Source organism: Pseudomonas nicosulfuronedens, assembly GCF_005877905.1.
Taxonomy (GTDB): Bacteria; Pseudomonadota; Gammaproteobacteria; order Pseudomonadales; family Pseudomonadaceae; genus Pseudomonas; species Pseudomonas nicosulfuronedens.
The window spans coordinates 160,871-181,906 of record NZ_SWDV01000014.1; the positions used below are offsets into that span (position 1 = coordinate 160,871).

Sequence of the window (21,036 nt, forward strand, 5' to 3'; positions counted from 1 at the left end):
GTGCTTACCTCCCCCGCAGCGAACGTTGCTTGCACACCCGGTCAAGCAGGATGGCGAGCAGGACGATGGCCAGACCGGCCTCGAAGCCGAGGGAAATATCCGCGGTGTTGAGCGCGTTGACCACCGGCTTGCCGAGGCCATCAGCACCCACCAGCGCGGCGATAACCACCATCGACAGCGACAACATGATGCATTGGGTGATCCCCGCACCGATGCTCGGCATGGCGTGCGGCAACTCGATGCGCGTCAGCAGTTGCCAGCGCGAGCAGCCGAAGGCCTTGCCGGCGTCCATCAGCTCCGCCGGCACGTCCTGGATACCCAGGCAGGTCAGGCGGATGGGCGCGGCGATGGCGAAGATCACCGTGGAGATCAGGCCTGGAACCACACCCAGGCCGAACAGCGTCAGGGTGGGGATCAGGTAGACGAAGGTGGGCACCGTCTGCATCAGGTCCAGCAGCGGCCTGAGTCCTGTGTAGAACCAGGGCTTGTGCGCCGCCAGGATGCCCAGCGGCACCCCGATGGCGATACACACCACCGTGGCGAAGATCACCTGCGCCAGGGTCTCCATGGTCTCCTGCCAGTACCCCAGGTTGAGGATCAGCAGCAGCGAGGCCAGGGCGAATGCCGCCAGGCCCCAGCTGCGCTGGATGTAGAACACCAGGAAGACCATCAGCGCGATCAGCGCCAGCGGGTTGAACCAGAGCAGGCTGTTGGTGACGCCGTGGATGAGGAACTCGAGAGTGTCGGAAATCTTGTCGAACACCGACGCGCCATGTTGCGTGAGCCAGTCGACGAAGGCGGCGATATGCTCGCCCAGCGGTAGCTTGTGGTCAGTCAGAAACATAATGCGGGCCCATCAGAAGCTTGAGGAATCGGCCAACGGCAATTACTTCGGCTCTTATTTCGAGAACGCCACCTTGGCTGCCGCCAAGGCCGGTTTGCCGTCACGGGTGGTCACGCCGGCGAGCCAGGCGTCGAGCAGTTCCGGATGGTCCTTCAACCAGGCTTTGGCCGCCTCTTCGGGCTTCTTGCCCCCGTTGAGCACGGCGTCCATGAGTTTGTTTTCCATGTCCAGGGTGAAGGTCTGATTGCTCAGCAGCTTGCCGACGTTCGGACATTCCTGGGTGTAACCCTTGCGCACGTTGGTGTAGATGGTCGCGCCGCCGTAGTTGGGGCCGAACACGTCATCACCACCTTCGAGGTACTTCATCTTGAAGCGGGTGTTCATCGGATGCGGTTCCCAACCCAGGAACACGATCCACTGGTTGCGACGGTCGGCGCGGCCAACCTGCGAGAGCATGCCGGCTTCGCTGGACTCCACCAGCTTGAACTTGCCCAGGTCGAACTGGTTCTTGTCCAGCATGCCCTGGACCAGGCGATTGCCGTCGTTGCCCGGCTCGATGCCGTAGATCTTGTTGCCCAGCTTGTCGGCGTACTTGGCGATGTCGGCGAAGGACTTCAGCCCGCCGTCGTAAGCGGCCTGGGTGACGGCCAGGGTGTACTTGGCGCCCTCGAGGTTGGCTTTCACCGTCTCCACCGAACCGTTGTCGGCGTAGGGCTTGATGTCGTTGGCCATGCTCGGCATCCAGTTGCCGAGGAACACGTCGAGGTCCTTGTTCGCCAGCGACTTGTAGGTCACCGGCACGGACAACATGGTGACCTTGGTGGTGTAGCCAAGCGACTCGAGCACCTGACGGGTAGTAGCGGTGGTCACGGTGATGTCGGTCCAGCCGACGTCGGAGAAGCGTACCGTGCCGCACGACTCAGGTTCAGCGGCCTGAACCGCCAGCGGTGCGCAAACGGACACAGCAGCCAGCAGCAAAGACTTGCAACCATTCATGAGCGTACTCCTCTGCGGGGTGGGGCGCCGGCGCTGCCCACAGTGGGGCGCGGCGGTCTGAATTATGAGTGGGACCTCGGGGCGCAGGTCCTTTTGTTGTCATTTCGTAAACGATCATGGAGCAGGAAAATTTCGTCGCCTACCGGGTGGGTCGCATCCAGTGCAGGCGAAGTCGTATTCAGCACCAGCCATGTCGCATCCAGTGGAAAGGCCCGGTTCCAGCGACTTCCAGAGGCCCGGATCATTCCATGGCGGCGGTTTTCTGGCCCCCTGGCACCACGCCCGATGTGCTGGGAGCGACACCCTGCAGCCAGCCGTCGAGCACCTGCGGGTTGGCCTTCAGCCAACTCTTGGCGGCCTGGCGGGGATTGCGTCGCTCGTTGAGCACCGCATCCATCAGCTGGTTCTCCATCGCCAGGTCGAATTTCAGGTTCTTCAGCAGCCGCGCGACATTCGGGCACTCCTGAAGATAGCCTGCTCTGACGTTGGTGAAGACCGTCGCACCGCCATAATTGGGACCGAAGTAGGAATCCCCTCCCTCCAGATAGTTCATTTGGATTCGGGTATTCATCGGATGCGGTTCCCAGCCCAGGAACACGATGGGTTGCTTCAAGGCCCCGGCTCGCTTGACGTAGGCCAGCATGTCCGCCTCGCTGGATTCCACCAGTTTGAAGTCGCCCAGGCCGAAGGCTTTTTCCTTGATCATCTTCTGGATCAGCTGGTTGCCGTCGTTGCCCGGCTCGATGCCGTAGAGGCGTCCACCCAGCTGTTCCTTGAATTTTGCGATATCGGCAAAAGTCTTCAGGCCCGCCTCATACGCGTAGCGCGGTACCGCGAGGGTGTACTTGGCGCCCTCGAGGTTGGCACCCACCGTTTCCACCTGGCCCTTGTCGGCGAAAGGCTTGATGTCGTTCGCCATGCTCGGCATCCAGTTGCCGAGGAACACATCGACCTTCTTCTCCGACATCGCCTTGTAGGTGTCCGGCACCGACAGCCGGACCACTTGCGTGCGGTAGCCCTGGTGACTGAGCACCAGGCGGGTCACCGCGGTGGTCACGGTGATGTCGGTCCAGCCGACATCGGCGAAGCGCACCACGGTGCAGGATTCAGGTTCGGCGGCGCGCACGGCGCCCGGTAGTACCACGGATAACGCCAACAGCGACGACACAAGACTCTTCATGAGACCAGCCTCTGACTGCGGAGAATGGGGGTGGATACGGGCGAACGTGGCCGTTCGTCGGTGGCGGATCATGGAACAGCGCAACCGCCTGCGCCTATCGACCGGTCGTGGTTCGCAGCGCTCGCGTCGTAAAGAGGCAAGCTTTCGTCGGCCCCGGAACAGGAGGCCTGGCGCCCTGCACCGACGGGGTGCGCAGGCGGCGTTATTGGATACGGCTGCGTCGCCGATGGACGCAGCCGGCGCCGAACTTGAGTCGATGATGGCCGGGCATCGCGGGCACAGGGACGTGCCTATCCCCCTCCCCATGGACGTGCAGCTCGCCCGGAGTCCGGCATGGCAATCAGTGTGTTCGACCTGTTCAAGATCGGTATCGGCCCTTCCAGTTCGCACACGGTCGGCCCCATGCGCGCCGCCGCGCTGTTCGTCGGCGCCCTGCGCGAACGGCAGATGCTCGAACGTACCCGCCGCGTGGAAGTGCGCCTGTACGGCTCGCTGTCCGCCACCGGCGTCGGCCACGGCACTGACCGTGCCGTGATCATGGGCCTGATGGGCGAATGGCCGGACCGCATCGACCCGCGCCAGATCGAACCGCGCATGGCCGCGCTGCGTGAGTCCGGCGAACTGCTGCTGGCCGGCAGCCGTGCGATCCCCTTCGACTGGGTCCGCGACATGCGCCTGCTCGAGGAGAACCTGCCCTACCACCCCAACGCCATGCGCCTGACCGCCATCGAAGGCGACCACGTGCTGCACAGCGACACCTACTACTCCATCGGCGGCGGCTTCGTGGTCGACGAGGAGCAGGCCGCCTCCGGCAGCCTCGACACCGACAGCACCGTGCTGCCCTACGACTTCGCCAGCGCCGCCGAACTGCTCATGCTCTGCCGCCGCCACAACCTGCGCGTGTCCGAGCTGATGTTGGCCAACGAGCGCATGTGGCGCAGCGAAACCGACATCCGCGAAGGCCTCAAGGTCATCTGGCAGGCCATGCGCGACAGCGTGAACAACGGCCTGAGCCAGGAAGGCATCCTCCCCGGCGGCCTCAACGTGCAACGCCGCGCCGCACGCCTGCACCGCAGCCTGCAGGACATCGGCAAGCCCAACGTCATCGGCTCGACCCTCTCCGCCATGGAATGGGTCAACCTCTTCGCCCTCGCGGTGAACGAGGAAAACGCCGCCGGCGGGCGCATGGTCACCGCGCCCACCAACGGCGCGGCCGGCATCATCCCGGCGGTGTTGCACTACTACATGCGCTTCAACCCCGATGCCAGCGACGACGACGTCACCCGCTACTTCCTGGCTGCCGCCGCCGTCGGCATCCTGTGCAAGAAGAACGCCTCTATCTCTGGCGCCGAGGTCGGCTGCCAGGGCGAAGTCGGCTCAGCCTGCGCGATGGCCGCCGCGGGCCTCGCCGAAGTGCTCGGTGCCTCCCCCGAACAGGTGGAGAACGCCGCGGAGATCGGCCTGGAGCACAACCTCGGGCTGACCTGCGACCCGGTCGGCGGTCTCGTCCAGGTGCCCTGCATCGAGCGCAACGCCATCGCCGCGGTGAAGGCCATCAACGCCGCGCAAATGGCCCTGCGCGGTGACGGCCAGCATTTCATCAGCCTCGACCAGGTGATCCGCACCATGCGCAACACCGGCGCCGACATGCACGACAAGTACAAGGAAACCTCGCGCGGCGGATTGGCCGTCAGCATCATCGAGTGCTGACCCGCAATCGACCACGCGCCTTTCGGCGCGCCCCCCGATGGCGCAAACGGAACACCCGTCCCGACGACACACAGGGCGTTACCGTTCCGGGCACAGCACCGACAGTCGCGTGACCGGCGAGTGCTACCAAAAACCCCAGGCCACGATCCATGCGTATTTGCGACCTTCGAGGCGTCGCAATCCGGGCCTGCAAAAACGGCATTCCCATGCCGTTTTCTTTTTTAATTGAACGCCCATTCAACCTAGGCACGGCATTTGCCTTGCTATTGGGTAGCGAGCAATCAGAGGAATAGCCCCGGGCGATCCCGGAGCGAATTTCCCGACAGAAGAACAAGCATAAGAAACGCCTCCAGCGAGGCGACTGTGACTAGCGTGAGGTGACTGAATGAACGCGTTCAACCCCGGAGTTCCCCCGCAAAACCGAGCTCCGCAGTCCATCGGCTTCCTGCTGCTGGACAACTTCACCCTGATCTCCCTGGCCTCCGCGGTGGAACCGCTGCGCATGGCCAACCAGCTCTCCGGACGCGAACTCTACCGCTGGCACACCCTGAGCCTCGACGGCCGCCAGGTCTGGGCCAGCGACGGCCTGCAGATCACCCCTGACGCGGCCTGCGACAGCGCCCCGCAAATGGACACGCTGATCGTGGTCGGCGGCGTCGGTATCCAGCGCAGCGTCACCCGCGAACACACCACCTTCCTCCAGGCCCAGGCGCGCCTGGGTCGCAAGCTCGGCGCCGTGTGCACCGGCAGCTGGGCCCTGGCCCGCGCCGGCCTGCTCGACGGCTACGACTGCTCGGTGCACTGGGAATGCCTGGCCGCCATGCAGGAAGCCTTCCCCCGCGTCGCCATGAGCACCCGCCTGTTCTCCATCGACCGCAACCGCTTCACCTCCTCCGGCGGCACCGCGCCGATGGACATGATGCTGCACCTGATCGGCCGCGAGCACGGCCGCGAGCTGTCGGCGGCAATCTCCGAGATGTTCATCTACGAGCGCATCCGCAACGAGCAGGACCATCAGCGCGTGCCCCTCAAGCACATGCTCGGCACCAACCAGCCCAAGCTGCAGGAAATCGTCGCGCTGATGGAAGCCAACCTCGAGGAGCCCATCGACCTCGACGAACTGGCAGTCTACGTCAACGTCTCGCGCCGCCAGCTCGAGCGCCTGTTCCAGAAGTACCTGCACTGCTCGCCGTCGCGCTACTACCTGAAGCTGCGCCTGATCCGCGCGCGCCAGTTGCTCAAGCAGACGTCGATGTCGATCATCGAGGTCGCCTCGGTCTGCGGCTTCGTCTCCACGCCGCACTTCTCCAAGTGCTACCGCGAATACTTCGGCATCCCACCGCGCGACGAGCGCCAGGGCCAGCCCATCGGCCAGCCGGTCATGGTCATGCCTATCCCGCAGGACCTCGCCCTCATGCCCAACTCCTCGGCCATCTCGGCCCTCAGCCAGGCCCAGGGTGAATCCACCTTCGCCAGCGTACGGGTGCTCTGAGCCCGAGTTGCCGGGAAACGAAAAGGGAGGCCCGTGGCCTCCCTTTTTCATGCCTGTGACGCATGACTCCCCATCATTCAGATTCGTCTGAATCGCAAACCGTCCCGAATCCCGCAGTCTCCGAAGGGCTCGCCAGCATCCTTCGGAATCACGGGACACATGGACACCGCCCTCGACTACCTGGCCCAGCAAACGCGGGAGCTGTACCGCACGGCCATCGAACTGGACTACTCGCGCCTGACCGGCATCCAGTTGCTGCGCCAACTCGAACGCCTGCGCCCGCAGATCTTCGACGTCAGCCGCCACCTCACCGAACTCTTCGGCGAGCACTCCAGTGCCCTTGAACAGGCGCGGGCGGACAAGGCGGAAAAGCTCATCCTTGCCCTCCACCGACGGCTGCTCAGCGGCTACTGGTACCTGTTGCGCACCCGCCGCGCCGAGCGCAAGACCGCCGCCCTGCTGATGCAACGCATGGTGCGCAGCCTGCAGGAAATCCACTGCAACTGCCTGCAGAACCATCACTCCGCCCCGCCGGGACTGTGGAGCCTGCTGCACCAGGTCTACGGGCGCGCCCTGAAGCTCGAAGTCCAGCACCTGCCCATCGATGACGGCGAAGCTTTCGAACCACAGAGCCAGACCATTGCCGGCGGCTACCTGCACTGCCTGCTCATCGCCGGCTCCCGGCCGCTGGAGATTCCCACGCAATACCTGCCGGCGTTGATCGAATCGACCCAGGTGTTCGCCTCCGTCGTGCATGTCCAACCGGAACGACCTGGAAGTCGCTGGCGACTGGAGCGAGAAGACGACCATCCGTTTCTGGATCCCGACGTCGCCGGCCGTGAGGGCGGACTCGCCCTGGTGCTCGATGAACTGCGGGACATGCTCAAGCGCTTCACCGCCGGCAGCGAGGGTGGCGCAGCCTTCGACCTCAATGCCCACCTGCTTGCCTGCTGGAGTGAGGCGGAGCCCGACGCCGAGCCCTGGCAAATCTGCCTGGGCTTCCCGGCACTGCTTGCGCACCTTGGCATCACGGACGACACCCAACTCGACGCACGCCACTTCGAACGCCAGCAAGAAGCGAGCGATGTCTGGTCCCAGCACTCCGGCGGCCGTGGCGGGTTGGACGAAGTGGTCGCGCACTCGCAGGACATCGAATTCAGCCGCCCCGCACTCAAACCCAATCTTCCACCCGTCCTGCCACTGGTACAGCCTCGTACGACAGGCCAGCACTTCAGTGGACGCTGGGAAGACTCCCCCCCGCCTGCGGTCGGCGAACTGCTCGGCATCCGCCTTTCTCCCAGGAGTTCCTGGCAGCTGGCAAACGTGGAAAGCCTCCACCTGCTCGGCGGCGATCACTATGAGTTGCGCGGTCGCTGGCTATCCTCGCAGCCGCGTCCCTGCCGCCTCAGCCTGCGCAGCAAGCTGCAGGAAAGTGCTCCCCGCCATGCCCTGCTGCTGCCCGAGGCGAACGAGCTGCGCGTGCTTTGTCCGACCCTGCCGCTGGACGCTGGCCGAAAGGTCACGGTGGAAGACCAGGGCCGACGCTACCTGGCCCTGCTGGGCGACCCCATTGGCGACAGCTTCCCGCTCATCCCGCTGGAAGTAGCCGCCGACCTGCACTGAGCGATCACAAGGGCTTGGGCACCAACGCCGGCAGCAACTGCCGGGAGATCGCCTCGCGCACGGCGGGCAGCAGGGTCGCGTTTCCAGCGAGCATTTCCTCCACCAGGTGGCGCAGCGCCAGCGAACGCTCCGGCGTCAGGCCGCGCACAGCGTACTCGCAGGCCTGCTCGGCGGTGATGCCCGGCGGCACGGCGAAACCCAACGCTTGCAGGCGTTCGCGGAAATCGTCCTGGTCGATCAGGTCGGCGTGCATCATCGCGGGTCTCCTTGGGAGCGGCAGGGGTCTGCATCGATTCTGGTAAGCCCCGAGGAGCGCGGCAAGCACCTGTCCGACAGAATGTCCGCGGCGAGCAAGCGCAGGTCGTTTTCGGCTAACCGAGACGGCGGCACGACGCGCAGACTGGATTCCATACCCCGCAACCGGCACCGGCGCCGGTTGCAGGGCCTCGCACACTGAGAGCCCGAATCGGCTCGATTTGTCCCCTGCCGCGCGTCGGGCGCCGCAGGGGATTTTTTTGTCCAGGTGAAAGCGAAAGGGTAGGAGCGAGCTTGCTCGCGAACAGGCTATCCGGCGACTCCATCGCTGGGCGGTTCGCGAGCAGCTCGCTCCTACAACGCCTGGCCCAGACCGGAAAGGTCAACGCCCGCGCTGCAACACCAGGATGCGCGACAGCAGTTCGTCGCGGTCGATGTAGCAACCCTGCAGGTGCCGTTCGCCGCTGGCCGGGTCGAACGCGGTGCGGGCGTGCAGGGTGCGGCGGTTGTCGAAGCACCACATCTGCCCGGCACGCAGCTTCTGTTGCAGGCGGAAGCGCGGATCGCGGGTCAGCGAGAGGAAGGCGCGCCACGCGTGGTACAGCGCCTCCATGCGCTCGGCCGGTGCGTCGAAGGGACCGCGCAGGAAGTTGGCGATGCGGATTTCACTGATCTCGCCCCGCGCGTCCAGCGCGATCACCGGCGCCAGGCAACGGTAGTCGCTGCGGCGGTCCTTGTTGCGGAATTCGATGGGCATCTCGCAGAGCGTGCGGAAGTCTTCCGGCGCTTCGTCGCGCAGCGCCTGGGCGATGGCAAAACCGTCGACGAACACGCTGTCGCCGCCGTCGGCGTTGTTCACCAGGCAGTGCAGGAATTGCAGGCCCGGTTGCAGCTCGCGGGTCGGCAGGTCGGTGTGCAGCGGCAGGTTGAAGGCAGTATAGGCGTTGCTGTCGGCGGCGGCGGCCTTGGACTTCACGTCGAACAACACGCCGAAGTTGGTCTCGCGGATGAAGGCGATGCGCTGGGCGATGCGGTGCAGCGAGCCGGGTGCGGTGGGCACGCCATCCACGCGACTGAGGCCGAGGTCGCGCAGCGCGAGCATCCACTCCAGCAGCGCCGAGTCGTCCTCCATCAGCTGGTCGTGCTGGAACACCGGCACTTCGAAGTCGCGGCGCCAGACGCGGGTGGTCTGATGTGCGGCCAGGCGTTCGGCGCGGGAGTCATCGTCATAGGCATGGGCGCGCAGCCATCCTGGGTCGAATTGGCTGCGGTGTCCATCGCTCCAGTGCACACACAGGTAGCCCAGTTCGATGGCGGCCCGCTCGGGGGCGAGGTCGGCGGGCACGTCGATGATCTCCAGCACCTGCTCACGGGTAACCGCGTAGACGCATTCGCCGCACGGGCAGTTGTCGCGCAGCCATTGGTGATGGAAGGGGCTGACCCGGCCGTCGTCCCAGACCAGGTCGAGGCGGTCTGCCTGCGGACGCAGCGAGGTCAGCGCGGCGGTCTGTGGATAAGTGCGCCAGTCGGCGATGGTGGGACGTTCCAGCGTCGTTTCCATGCTCTTCTCCTTGTCAGCTCAGGCTGCGGCGCAGGGCCGCGATCAAGGCGCCGCGCAGGGCATCCACTTCCGCCACGCGACGAGCGCGCAGGCAGCCATGGACGAGGCCGGCTCCGGGGAAGTAATCCACGGCCACGCCCGCTTCACGCAGGCGGTCGCGGTACAGCGCGCCGTCGTCGCGCAATGGGTCGAACTGGGCGACGGCGATGAAGGCCGGCGGCAGGCCGCCGAGGTCCTCGGCCAACAGTGGCAGCGCCAGCGGGTCACGCCAGTCGGCGGTGCGCGAAAGGTAAGCGGCGAGGTAGTCGTCAACGGCGGCGCTGGTCATCAGCGGCGCGTCGGCGCAGGTGGTGCGCGAGGGGGTGTCGAGGTTACCCAGCGCGGGGTAGATCAGCGCCTGGCTCAGTGGCAATGCTTCACCACTGCCGCGCAGGGCCAGGCAAAGCGCGGCGGCGAGGTTGGCGCCGCCGCTGTCGCCGGCCACAGCGATGCGGGACTTGTCCACAGGCTCGCCGAGGCCGTCCTGGTGAATGCGTCGCCAGGTGTCGAGGCAATCGTTGAGGGCGGCGGGATAAGGGTGCTCGGGCGCCAGCCGGTAGCTGATGGCGACCACCAGTGCGCCCAGCTCGGCAGCCAGGGGAATGCAGATCATGTCGTGGCTGCGGGCGCTGCCCAGCACCCAGCCGCCACCATGGATGTAGAACACCGTGGGCCAGCCTTTCGCCGGCGGCGCGCCTTCAGGCCGGTACAGACGCAGCTCGACCAGACCTTCGGGGCGAATGTCGCGGACCCGCAGGCCCGGCGGAACCGATGGCGCAAACGCCGCCGCCATGCGCTCGTAGTTTTCCCGCTGGGCATCGAGCGTCGGGCCGGCCAGTGGGTGAGCCTCCGTCTCGGCGACGAAGGCCTGCATGGCATCCGACAGCGGATAGCGCCGGTTCATGCCGCTCAGCCCGGCAGGCCGATGACGCGGCCAACGTAGTCTGGACGCGGCAGTGGACGATGGGCTTCGGCCAGCGCCAGCACGCGCTCGAGCACCACACCTTCGAAGGGTGCAGAGCGCGCACCTCCCTCGAGATTCACGTGCAGCAGCATCTGCTCGCTGGCGGCCAGGGCGAGGTCTTCGCCGGCACGGTGCAGGCTGTGGAAAACGTGCAGGCGCTTGCGATCGTGGGCGATCAGCTGGGTGCGCACTTCAACCTTCTCGCCCTCCTTCACCTCGTGCAGGTAGTTGAGGTGCACTTCGAGGGTGAACAGGGAATCGTGGGTCGCGGCGCGATGCTCAGCGTCGAGGCCCAGATGGTCCATCAGGGCGTCGGTGGCGTAGCTGAACAGCAGCAGGTAGAAGGCGTCGCGCAGGTGGCCGTTGTAGTCGGTCCACTCGGCGAGGATGGGGGTTTCGCAGGTTTTCAGGGCGTGCATGGTTTCGCGTCCGTGATGCCCTCACCCCAACCCTCTCCCAGGGGGAGAGGGGGTGGTTCGGAGCAGGTGGTGAACCGTGAGGTTAGTCGGCGAAGGCGAAGCCGTGTTTCGACTTGGTTTCCTTGATGGCACCGAGCACTGCCAGCAGGCAATCGTCGCGGTAGCGTTCCAGCTCGGCGATGCTGCGTGAGCCTTGCTGTTCGCTCGTGCCTTCCACCACGCGGTCGATCAGGGTCTCGGTCAGCTCCGGGGCGGGCAGGTAGGTCCAGGGCAATTGCAACGCCGGGCCGAACTGGGCCATGAAGTGGCGCATCCCGGCATTGCCGCCGGCCAGGGTGTAGGTGAGGAAGGTGCCCATGAAGGACCAGCGCAGGCCGGCGCCGAAGCGGATCGCATCGTCGATCTCACCGGTGCTGGCGATGCCGTCGTTGATCAGGTGCAGCGCCTCGCGCCAGAGCGCTTCGAGCAGGCGGTCGGCGATGAAGCCGGGGACTTCCTTGCGCACGTGCAGCGGCCGCATGCCGAGGGATTCGTAGACCTGGATGGCGGCCTGCACGGCTTCGGGCGCGGTCTTCGCACCGCCCACCACTTCCACCAGCGGCAGCAGGTACACCGGATTGAACGGGTGTCCGACCACGCAGCGCTCGGGGTGCGTGGCGTCGGCGTAGAACTCGCTGGGCAGCAGGCCCGAGGTGCTGGAGCCGATCAGGGCGTTGGGCTTGGCGGCGGCGCTGATCTTGGCGTGCAGTTCGCATTTCAGATCCAGGCGCTCGGGGGCGCTTTCCTGGATGAAGTCGGCATCACGCACGCACTCCTCGATGGTGGCGACGAAGCGCAGGCGATCCTGCGCAGCGCCAGGGGCGAGGCCGGCCTTTTCCAGCGCCGGCCAGGCGTTGGCGATGCGCGCGCGCAGCGCGGCTTCGGCGCCGGGTGCCGGGTCCCAGGCCACGACGTCGAGGCCATGGGCCAGGGCGCGGGCGACCCAGCCGCTGCCGATGACGCCGCTGCCGAGGGCGGCAAAGGTTTTGATTTGGGTAATGAAGGACATGGATGGCTCCAGCAGGAATGGGGGATTACCTGTAGGAGCGAGCTTTCTCGCGAACCCGCCCAGCTCTTGAGCGGCCGGTTGACTCTGTTCGCGAGCAAGCTCGCTCCTACGAAGGGCGTGGCGGTCAGTTCGTACGGTGGAATCAGCGCGGCTTGAGGTTCATCTTCCTGCGCCCCTCGACCGGGGTCAGGGCACGGCCGCCCAGGCGCTCGATGATCTCAATGGCGCGTTCGACCAGTTGGCCGTTCGTGGCATGCACGCCGCGGTCGAGCCAGATGTTGTCTTCCAGGCCGACCCGCACGTTGCCGCCCAGCAGCATCGCCTGGGCGACCATGGGCATCTGCGAGCGGCCGATGCCGAAGCCGGCCCAGGTCAAGCCGTCGGGGATGTTGTCGGCCATGGCCTTCATGGTGGTGGTGTCCGCCGGGGCGCCCCACGGGATGCCCAGGCAGATCTGGATCAGCGGGTCTTCCAGCAGGCCTTCCTTGAGCATCTGTTTGGCGAACCAGAGGTGGCCGGTGTCGAAGATCTCCAGCTCGGCCTTCACACCCAGCTCGGTGATGCGCTTGGCGCCAGCGCGCAGCTGGGCGGGGGTGGAGACGTAGATGAAGTCGCCGTCGCCGAAGTTCAGGGTGCCGCAGTCCAGGGTGCAGATTTCCGGCAGCAGTTCCTCGACGTGCTTCAGGCGCTCCAGGGGGCCGACCAGGTCGGTGCCGGCGCCGAACTCCAGCGGCTGTTCACCCTCGCCGATCTGCAGGTCGCCGCCCATGCCGGCGGTGAGGTTGATGATGACGTCGGTGTCGCTCTCGCGGATGCGCTCGACCACTTCGCGGTAGAGCTTCACGTCGCGGCTGGGCTTGCCGGTCTGCGGGTCGCGGACGTGGCAGTGGGCGACGGTGGCGCCGGCCTTGGCAGCCTCGATGGCGGCGGCGGCGATTTCCTTGGGGGTGACGGGAATGGCCGGGTGCTTGCCGACGGTGTCGCCGGCGCCGGTCACCGCGCAGGTGACAATGACTTCGTAATTCACGGTGGCAGTCCTTCTTCGGGTCGAACGAACCCACTGCGCGCCGGGCGACGCGCAGGGAGTTGCTGGGAGAGGGTTACTTGAGCGAAGCCTGGACGGCGGCGAGGCCGTCCTTGCCATCAAAGGTGGTCACGCCGTCAAGCCAGGCCTTGAGCGGCTCGGGGTTCTGTTTCAGCCAGGCCTTGGCGGCGTCCACCGGCTGGCTGCGGTCGAGGATCGGCACCATCACCTGGCTGACCTGCTCGCTGCTGAACTTGAGGTTGTGCAGCAGCTTGGCGACGTTGCCGCACTGCACCTGGTAGCCGCCGGCGGTCATGATGGAGACAGTGGCGGAGCCTTCGTCGGGGCCGAACACGTCGTCGCTGCCGGTGAGGTACTTCATGTCGATCTGCAGGTTCATCGGGTGCGGCTTCCAGCCGAAGAACACCACCCACTGCTTGCGCTTGATGGCGCGCTTGACCGCGGTGAGCATGCCGGCCTCGCTGGACTCGACGATCTGGAAGCCCTTCAGGCCGAACTTGTCGTCGGCGATCATCTTCGCGGTGATGCGGTTGGAGCCGCTGCCGGGCTCGATCAGGTAGATCTTGTTGCCCAGCTTGTCCTTGAACTTGGCGATGTCGGCGAAGGTCTTCAGACCGCCGTCGTAGACGTAGGTCGGCACGGCGTAGGTGGACTGCGCGTCGGGCAGGGTCGGCGGGGTGATGACGTCGATCTGCTGCTTGTCGAGGTAGGGTTTGGCCACCGGCTGCATGGTGGGCTGCCAGTAGCCGAGGAAGACGTCGAGCTGCTTGTCGGCCATGCCGGCGAGGATGATCTGCTGCGAGGCGCTGGTCTGCTTGACCTTGTAGCCCAGGCCGTCGAGCACGGCTTCGGCCACGGCGCTGCTGGCCACGACGTCGGTCCAGTTCACCGTGCCCATACGCACGTTCTGGCACTGGGCGGGCTCGGCGGCCCAGCTGGTACTGGCGACGAGCATCAGCGCGGCACAGCCGAGCGCTTGGATCGATAGCTTCATGACTTCTCCCTCAAGGCCTTTGCGGCGTTGGTTATCGTTTTTGTAGGTCATGGCCCTCACGGGGGCTGAAGAACAAATTACGCAGGCGCTGCCCCGGAGAATCGCACAGCGGCGACCAGCTCTTGCACAGCAGCGACCTCCCCGATTGCCAGGGCGACATCCATGGTTCATAAGCAAGGGCAGGCTGCCACGACGCCGCCCTCCCATCGCACGGTACCCGCCATGTCCCAAGACTTCTGGTTCCTGCTATTGCCCGGTTTTTCCGTGATGGGCTTCGTCTCCGCGGTGGAGCCGCTGCGGGTAGCCAACCGCTTTCGCGGCGAGCTGTACCGCTGGCACCTGATGAGCCTGGACGGCGGGCCGGTGCTGGCCAGCAACGGCATGTCAATGAACGCCGACAGCGGCCTGGAGGCCTTGCGCGAAGGCGACACGCTGCTCGTGGTGGCCGGCTTCGAACCGCTGCGCGCCTGCACCCCGGCACTGCTGCACTGGCTCAAGCGCCTGGACCGCGACGGCGTGACCCTGGGCGGCATCGACACCGGCAGCTTCGTGCTGGCCGAGGCCGGCCTGCTGCAGCGCCAGCGCTGCACAGTGCACTGGGAGGCGCTGGACGCCTTCCGGGAGACTTATCCACAGGTGCAGGCGACCCAGGAACTCTTCGAGATCGACGGACCGCGCATCACCTCCGCCGGCGGCACCGCGTCCATCGACCTGATGCTCGACCTGATCGCCCAGGCCCACGGGCCGGAACTGGCGGTGCAGGTATCGGAGCAATTCGTGGTCGGGCGCATCCGCACCCGCCAGGATCACCAGCGCCTGCAGGTCGCCAGTCGCTATGGCGTTTCCAACCGCAAGCTGGTGCAGGTGATCGGCGAGATGGAGCGGCATACCGAGCCGCCGCTGACCACGCTGGAGCTGGCCGAGCGCATCCAGGTGACCCGGCGCCAGCTCGAACGGCTGTTCCGCCTGCACCTGAACGACACGCCATCGAACTTCTACCTCGGCCTACGCCTGGCCAAGGCCCGGCAACTGCTGCGTCAGACCGACATGAGCGTGCTGGAGATCGGCGTGGCCTGCGGCTTCGAGACGCCCTCGTATCTGTCGCGCAGCTATCGGGCGAAGTTCGGCGTATGTCCGAGCCAGGATCGGGTGGGGTTGCGCAAGGTGGCGGGCAATTCTGGAGCTGTGGCCAAGAGCCCCTCTCCCCAGCCCTCTCCCTGAAGGGAGAGGGAGTAGTCCCAGCCGGCTGACACCCAGGTTTCATCCTGCACCGAACGGTCCCCTCTCCCTTCAGGGGGAGGGATCGGCGTAACACCGGCAGCAGGAGCGTTCTCAGGAGCACTTGGCAATATCTGTGGGATCACCGTCATTTACCCATCCGCCGGCCGGGTGGAGGATGGGCATCAGGTTCCTCACCCGCGAATCCAGGAGACCACCATGAGCGAAGCCCGCCCCCCTCTGCCGCCCTTCACCCGCGACACCGCCATTCAGAAAGTCCGTCTCGCCGAGGACGGCTGGAACAGCCGCGATCCCCACCGTGTCTCACTGGCCTATACGCCGGACAGCCGCTGGCGCAACCGCGCGACCTTCGTCCAGGGCCGCGAGCAGATCGTCCAGTTCCTCACCGCCAAGTGGGTGCGCGAGCAGCAGTACCGACTGATCAAGGAGCTCTGGGCTTTCACCGACAACCGCATCGCCGTGCGCTTCGCCTACGAATGGCACGACGACTCGGGCAACTGGTTCCGCTCCTACGGCAATGAGAACTGGGCGTTCGACGAGAACGGCCTGATGTTCGAGCGCCACGCCAGCATCAACGACCTGCCGATCAGCGCGGACGAGCGCCTGTTCCATTGGCCGCAGGGGCGCCGGCCGGACGATCATCCGTCGCTCAGCGACCTGGGCCTGTAGGGGCAGATATCCACAGGAGTACGCCTGTGGCACACCGTAGGATGGCGTGGAGCGAAGCGATACCCATCGATTGCCGGTTGGGCCGTTGATGGGTATCGCAAGCTCCACCCATCCTACGAATGAGTTTCCCGGTGGCTGTGGGAGCGAGATTGCTCCTACGAAGAGCCGTAGGGCGCATAACGCGCCAGCGTTATCCGCCGCAAAGAGCCGGCGGATAACCTGTTCCAGGTTATTCGCCCTACGACTTCGCTATCAGGCTGGCACGGCGTGGGCGGGAGCCGCTGCATGCTCGCGGCTGTCCTCCAGGATCATCGCCGCCGCGCGCTCGCCGAGCATGATGCAGGGCGCGTTGGTGTTGCCGCTGATCAGTGTCGGCATGATCGACGCGTCCACTACGCGCAGGCCCTTCAGGCCGTGCACGCGCAGGCGCAGGTCGACCACTGCCAGCGAGTCTTCACCCATCTTGCAGGTGCCCACCGGGTGGAACACGGTGGCGGCGTATTCGCGCAGGTGCTCCAGCAGTTGCTCATCGGTCTGTACCTGCGGGCCGGGGAGCATCTCGGCACCACGGATACTGTCGAATTCCGGCTGGGCAAGGATCTTGCGCGCCAGCTTGACACCCTCCACCAGCACGCGGCCATCCTCCTCGTTGGCGAGGAAGTTGTAGTCGATCTCGATGTCGCCACCCGGCTTCACACGCAGTTCGCCGATGCTTTTCGGACGCAGTACGCACGTGTGCACGGCATAGCCATGGCCCCACTCGAACAGGCGGCCACGGTGGCTGCGATAGCCGGGCACGAAGTGGAACTGCACGTCGGCCAGCGAATCGGCCAACGGCGTACGCGCGAAGCCACCGGCCTCGACGTAGTTGGTGGTCAGCCAGCCCTTCTTCGCCAGCAGGTACTTGAACGGCGAGAGCAGGATCTGCGGCAGCGAGCCGAGGGAGAAGCCCAGGCTCAGCGGGCTCGGCGAGCGCACGGTGACCAAGCCATCGAGATGGTCCTGGAGGTTCTTGCCCACGCCCGGCAGGTCGTGTTTCACCGGGATGCCGGCGGCCTTCAGCTCGGCAGCCGGGCCGATGCCGGAAGCCAGCAGGATCTGCGGCGAGCCGAGGGCGCCGGCGGTGAGGATCACCTCGCGGCGCGCCAGCAGGCGTTCGCCGCTGCGCAGTTCGAGGCCGGTGACGCGCTCGCCTTCGAGCAGCAGGCGGCCGACCTGGCGGTCGGTCAGTACGGTGAGGTTGGGGCGCTGCAACGGCGCGACGAAGGCGCGGTAGCTGCTCAGGCGCTTGGCGTCCTTCTGGGTCACGTTGTAGATGCCCACGCCCTCGAATTCGCGGCCGTTGAAGTCATCGTTGCGGCGCAGGCCAAGGTGCCCGGCAGCCTTGATGAACAGGTGCGACAGCGGGTTGGGATCGCGCGGCTTGTCCACCACCAGCTCACCGAGGGTGCCGTGCAGCGCCGGGTCCTGGCCGAGCAGGTTGCGTTCGGATTTCTTGAAGAACGGCAGCACGTCCTTCCAGCCCCAGCCGGGGCAGCCTTCGGCTTCCCAGCGGTCGTAGTCGGAGGCGTGGCCGCGGATGTAGATCATGCTGTTCATCGAGCTGGAGCCGCCCAGGGCCTTGCCACGCGGGCAATGCAGCGAGCGGTTGTTCAGGCGCTGCTGCGGCGCGGAGTAGAAGTTCCAGCTGAACACCTTGCTCTTGTACAGCGTGATGGTGCCGGCCGGGGTCTGCACGCGCGGGCTGGCGTCGCTGCCACCGGCTTCCAGCAGGCAGACGCGCACGGCCGGGTCGGCGCTCAGGCGGTTGGCCAGTACGCAACCGGCGGAGCCAGCGCCAACGATGAGGTAGTCGTAGGTGGAGTCGTTGGAGTGGGACATGGGGGCTCCCTTTGGAGTGTGGCGTGAAGGGTTGAGGGGCAAGCTCACACCCCGCCGCAACACCCAACCTGTAGGAGCGAGCTTGCTCGCGAACAAACTCACCGGCAGGTTCAGCGTTGGGCGGTTCGCGAGCAAGCTAGCTCCTACAAAAAGCACCGCGCTCGCCGGCTGACTACAGCAGTAGCCGCGCTCCGCAGGCCCCTCTGCTCAGGGGAGGGCTGGGCGGTGTCAGGCTTTCAGTGCGCTTCTTCCAGGTCGTCGTGGAGCAGCCCGAGGATTTCGCGCTTCATCTCGATGAACTGGCGGTCCATGACCATGTCCAGCGAGCGCGGGCGCTCGATGGGCACGTCGAGGATGCGTTTGATGCGCCCCGGGCGCGCGCCCATGACGTAGACGCGGTCGCCCAGCAGGATGGCCTCGTCGATGTCGTGGGTGACGAACACCACGGTCTTCTTGCTGTGGTCCCATACGCGCAGCAGCAATTGCTGCATCTGCATGCGGGTCTGGCTGTCGAGGGCGCCGAAGGGCTCGTCCATCAGCAGGATCTGCGGGTCGTTGGCCAGCGCGCGAGCGATCGCCACGCGCTGCATCATTCCGCCGGAGAGCTGCTTGGGATAGTTGTTCTCGAAGCGGCGCAGGCCGACTTCGTCGAGGTAGTAATCGACGATCTCACGGCGCTCGGCCGCCGGCATGCCGCGGCGCTTGAGGCCGAATTCGACGTTCTGCCGCACGGTGAGCCAGGGGAACAGGGTGTAGCTCTGGAACACCATGCCGCGATCGGCGCCGGGGCCGTCGACCAGCTGGCCGCCGACGTAGATGTCGCCTTCGGTGGGTTCGGCCAGGCCGGCGGTGAGGTAGAGCAGGCTCGACTTGCCGCAGCCGGAGGGGCCGACGATGACGGCGAACTGCTGGTCCGGCACCTCGAAGGAGACGTTCTCCAGCGCGCTGAAGGTGCCGCCCTCAGGCGTGCGGTAGCGCAGGCTGACGTTCTCCACCCGCAGGCGGGGCGGAGTACCGGGTTGCTGACCGGTCACGGCTGGTTCTTCCTGCTTGATCGCTACTGCGCCCATGACGCCACCTTCAGTCGGATGAATCGGAACAGTTGGTCGGTGATCAGGCCCAGCAGGCCGATGATGGCGATCGCCAGGAAGATCACGTCGACCTGGAAGCCGCGCATGGCCTTGAGGCTGATGTAGCCCAGGCCGCTGGAGGCGGCTACCAGCTCGGCAACCACCAGGTAGGTCCAGGCCCAGCCCATGGTCACGCGCAGGGTGTCGAGTACGCCGGGCAGCGAGGCCGGGCCGAGTACGTGGAGGACCACGTCGCGGCGGTTGCAACCCAGGGTGTAGGACGCGTTGACCAGGTCCTTGGCGACGCCGCGGGAGACGTCGGCGATCATCACCAGTTGCTGGAAGAACACGCCGAAGATGATCACGGTGACGCGCTGTTCCAGGCCGATACCAATCCACAGGATGAACAGCGGTACAAAGGAGGTCACCGGCAGGTAGCGGATGAAGTTCACCAGCGGTTCGAGGAAGGCCTGGACGATGCGGAAGCTGCCCATCAGCAGCCCCAGCGGCACCGCCACCAGCGAGGAGATGATGAAGCCGATCATCACCACCTTGACGCTGGCCATCACGTGGGTAGCGAGGGTGCCGTCACTGGCCAGGCGCACGCCGGCCGCGAGCACCGCGTCCGGGGTGGGCAGGAACATCGCCGGCACCACACCGCCGTAGGAAAGCCCGGCCCACAGGCCGAACACGAGCAGCCAGCACAAGGTGCCGGCGGACCAGACCAGTTTCAACGGCAGGTCGACCTTGGGCGTCAGGCAACGGCTGAGCCAGGATTGCGAACGACGAGGCATCGCGGATTCCTCCAGGCGAGCGGCGCCAGGCCGCCCGCGGGGACATAGAGTGAGACGGTTACTCGGAAACGAAGCGCGGATCGACCAGGTCGTCGTAGCTGACTTCCAGGCGCTTGCCCTGCAGGCCGCTCCAGGTCTCGTTGGCGAGACGGATCAGACCTTTGATGTCGCCGGGCTTTCCGGGGGTACCGATGAGCTGCTCGCTCATGGCCTTGTCGTAGAAGCGAACGCCCTTGGCGGCTTCGGCCAGGGCCTTGGGATCGGAGAGGTAGCCGCCGACGCCCTTGGCCATGATCGCGTAGGCCTCGTCCGGGTGCTCCTTGGTGTACTGCACGGCCTTGTACAGGCCTTTCACCAGGGCCTTCACGTCCTCGGGCTGCTTCTCGATGACGTCACAGTTGAGGGCGACCACGTCGACGATCACGCCGGGGGTAGTGGAGCTGTCCACCAGCACCTTGCCCTGCTGTTTTTCGCGTACCAGGGAGAGGTGCGGCTCCCAGGTCACGGCGGCGGGTACACGGCCGGCAATGAAGGCGCTGGCCGCGTCATCGGCGGTCATGTTCTGCACCTTGATGTCGCTCATGTTCATGCCAGCGTGCTTGAGCAGGTAGGCCAGCCAGAACTGCGAGACGGAGCCTTCGTTCACCGCCACCTCCTGGCCCTTGAGCTGCGCCAGGCTGGTGACGTCCTTGCCTACCAGCACGCCGTCGCCGCCATGGCTGTCGTCCAGCGCAGCCACCGCCTTGAAGCAGAACTTGGGCCGGTACTTGAGGATTTCGTCGATGGTGGAAGCGGAGCCGGAGAGCTGGCCGGAAGCCTGGGCTGCCATGTACATCGAGGCTTCCTCGATGGTGGTCAGCTGCAGGTCCAGGCCCTGTTCCTTGAAGTAGCCCAGGTCACGGGCGAGGTAGAGGGTGCCGTAGCCGACCCAGGTGGTGTGGCCGATGGACAGGGTGCCGGCCTGCGCGCCGGAAACGGCGGCGAGAGCCAGGGCAGAACACGCGATGGAACGCACGAGCAAGGACTTGATCATGAAGCACTCCCACAGCCGTTTGGCTTTGTTGTTGATTTACTGCGGCAGTGGCCAGGAGGCCGGTAAAACCGGGACATGCGCGGCATCGAGCTCTATGGCTCAGCGCCTGAAGGCTTTGTCTCGCGACATGTCTGACAGACCGATGGTGGCCGAAGCGGGAGGCTCGGAAAATTATTAAAT

General features: G+C 65.8%; 19 protein-coding genes. 5 read left to right on the plus strand and 14 right to left on the minus strand.

Annotation, left to right across the window (positions count from 1 at the left end; genetic code table 11):
* Window positions 1-4: 4 nt before the first annotated feature.
* The 3 genes from choW to FAS41_RS14590 form a co-directional block, all read right to left on the minus strand.
* Window positions 5-844, minus strand: coding sequence for a choline ABC transporter permease subunit (gene choW, locus FAS41_RS14580; RefSeq protein ID WP_138523379.1), 840 nt, complete (start codon window positions 842-844; stop codon window positions 5-7).
* A gap of 54 nt (window positions 845-898) precedes the next feature.
* Window positions 899-1,840: a choline ABC transporter substrate-binding protein gene (locus FAS41_RS14585; protein ID WP_138523381.1), complete on the minus strand. Its 942-nt coding sequence runs from the start codon at window positions 1,838-1,840 to the stop codon at window positions 899-901.
* 241 nt (window positions 1,841-2,081) lie between these two features.
* The gene (locus FAS41_RS14590) at window positions 2,082-3,020 is read right to left on the minus strand and encodes a choline ABC transporter substrate-binding protein (protein WP_138523383.1); all 939 of its coding nucleotides are present in this window, start codon (window positions 3,018-3,020) and stop codon (window positions 2,082-2,084) included.
* Between the two features lie 333 nt (window positions 3,021-3,353).
* Here FAS41_RS14590 and FAS41_RS14595 point away from each other — a divergent pair, with 333 nt between their 5' ends.
* The 3 genes from FAS41_RS14595 to FAS41_RS14605 all read left to right on the plus strand — a co-directional run bounded on the left by FAS41_RS14595 (window position 3,354) and on the right by FAS41_RS14605 (window position 7,845).
* Window positions 3,354-4,730 (plus strand): L-serine ammonia-lyase, encoded by a 1,377-nt coding sequence (locus FAS41_RS14595; protein ID WP_138523385.1) that lies wholly within the window; start codon window positions 3,354-3,356, stop codon window positions 4,728-4,730.
* 385 nt (window positions 4,731-5,115) lie between these two features.
* Window positions 5,116-6,222 carry a choline metabolism transcriptional regulator GbdR gene (gene gbdR, locus FAS41_RS14600; RefSeq protein ID WP_024766695.1) on the plus strand — a complete coding sequence of 369 codons (1,107 nt, stop codon included), beginning with the start codon at window positions 5,116-5,118 and terminating at the stop codon, window positions 6,220-6,222.
* A gap of 159 nt (window positions 6,223-6,381) precedes the next feature.
* Window positions 6,382-7,845, plus strand: a complete 1,464-nt coding sequence (locus tag FAS41_RS14605; protein WP_138523387.1) for a hypothetical protein — start codon at window positions 6,382-6,384, stop codon at window positions 7,843-7,845.
* Between the two features lie 4 nt (window positions 7,846-7,849).
* On the opposite strand, the gene FAS41_RS14610 is transcribed toward FAS41_RS14605, so the two are convergent.
* The 7 genes from FAS41_RS14610 to FAS41_RS14640 all read right to left on the minus strand — a co-directional run bounded on the left by FAS41_RS14610 (window position 7,850) and on the right by FAS41_RS14640 (window position 14,170).
* Window positions 7,850-8,101: a hypothetical protein gene (locus FAS41_RS14610; RefSeq protein WP_138523389.1), complete on the minus strand. Its 252-nt coding sequence runs from the start codon at window positions 8,099-8,101 to the stop codon at window positions 7,850-7,852.
* A 381-nt stretch (window positions 8,102-8,482) separates the two neighbouring features.
* Window positions 8,483-9,661 carry a gamma-butyrobetaine dioxygenase gene (locus FAS41_RS14615; protein ID WP_138523391.1) on the minus strand — a complete coding sequence of 393 codons (1,179 nt, stop codon included), beginning with the start codon at window positions 9,659-9,661 and terminating at the stop codon, window positions 8,483-8,485.
* Between the two features lie 13 nt (window positions 9,662-9,674).
* Entirely contained in the window at window positions 9,675-10,604 is a 930-nt protein-coding gene (locus FAS41_RS14620; protein WP_138523393.1) for an alpha/beta hydrolase, read from the minus strand.
* 5 nt (window positions 10,605-10,609) lie between these two features.
* A complete protein-coding gene (locus tag FAS41_RS14625; RefSeq protein WP_138523395.1) occupies window positions 10,610-11,083 on the minus strand; it encodes a thioesterase family protein in 474 nt (157 codons plus the stop codon).
* An 82-nt stretch (window positions 11,084-11,165) separates the two neighbouring features.
* The gene (locus FAS41_RS14630; protein WP_138523397.1) at window positions 11,166-12,131 is read right to left on the minus strand and encodes an L-carnitine dehydrogenase; all 966 of its coding nucleotides are present in this window, start codon (window positions 12,129-12,131) and stop codon (window positions 11,166-11,168) included.
* A 142-nt stretch (window positions 12,132-12,273) separates the two neighbouring features.
* Window positions 12,274-13,158 carry a 3-dehydrocarnitine:acetyl-CoA trimethylamine transferase CdhC gene (cdhC, locus tag FAS41_RS14635; RefSeq protein WP_138523399.1) on the minus strand — a complete coding sequence of 295 codons (885 nt, stop codon included), beginning with the start codon at window positions 13,156-13,158 and terminating at the stop codon, window positions 12,274-12,276.
* 73 nt (window positions 13,159-13,231) lie between these two features.
* Window positions 13,232-14,170 (minus strand): choline ABC transporter substrate-binding protein, encoded by a 939-nt coding sequence (locus FAS41_RS14640; protein ID WP_138523401.1) that lies wholly within the window; start codon window positions 14,168-14,170, stop codon window positions 13,232-13,234.
* Window positions 14,171-14,392: 222 nt separating this feature from the next.
* Between FAS41_RS14640 and FAS41_RS14645 the strand changes: the two genes are divergently transcribed.
* Window positions 14,393-15,391, plus strand: coding sequence for a GlxA family transcriptional regulator (locus FAS41_RS14645; RefSeq protein ID WP_138523403.1), 999 nt, complete (start codon window positions 14,393-14,395; stop codon window positions 15,389-15,391).
* Between the two features lie 216 nt (window positions 15,392-15,607).
* Window positions 15,608-16,078, plus strand: a complete 471-nt coding sequence (locus FAS41_RS14650) for a nuclear transport factor 2 family protein (protein WP_138523405.1) — start codon at window positions 15,608-15,610, stop codon at window positions 16,076-16,078.
* 252 nt (window positions 16,079-16,330) lie between these two features.
* Here FAS41_RS14650 and FAS41_RS14655 read toward each other — a convergent pair whose 3' ends face one another.
* From FAS41_RS14655 to FAS41_RS14670, 4 genes are all read right to left on the minus strand, one after another.
* The gene (locus FAS41_RS14655) at window positions 16,331-17,959 is read right to left on the minus strand and encodes a GMC family oxidoreductase (RefSeq protein ID WP_138523407.1); all 1,629 of its coding nucleotides are present in this window, start codon (window positions 17,957-17,959) and stop codon (window positions 16,331-16,333) included.
* Window positions 17,960-18,195: 236 nt separating this feature from the next.
* Window positions 18,196-19,029, minus strand: coding sequence for an ABC transporter ATP-binding protein (locus tag FAS41_RS14660; protein ID WP_138523409.1), 834 nt, complete (start codon window positions 19,027-19,029; stop codon window positions 18,196-18,198).
* On the minus strand, window positions 19,017-19,823 hold the full coding sequence (locus FAS41_RS14665) for an ABC transporter permease (protein WP_024764976.1): 807 nt from the start codon (window positions 19,821-19,823) through the stop codon (window positions 19,017-19,019). The genes FAS41_RS14660 and FAS41_RS14665 overlap by 13 nt, the downstream gene beginning before the upstream one ends.
* A gap of 58 nt (window positions 19,824-19,881) precedes the next feature.
* Window positions 19,882-20,856: an ABC transporter substrate-binding protein gene (locus FAS41_RS14670; RefSeq protein ID WP_138523411.1), complete on the minus strand. Its 975-nt coding sequence runs from the start codon at window positions 20,854-20,856 to the stop codon at window positions 19,882-19,884.
* Window positions 20,857-21,036: the final 180 nt, after the last annotated feature.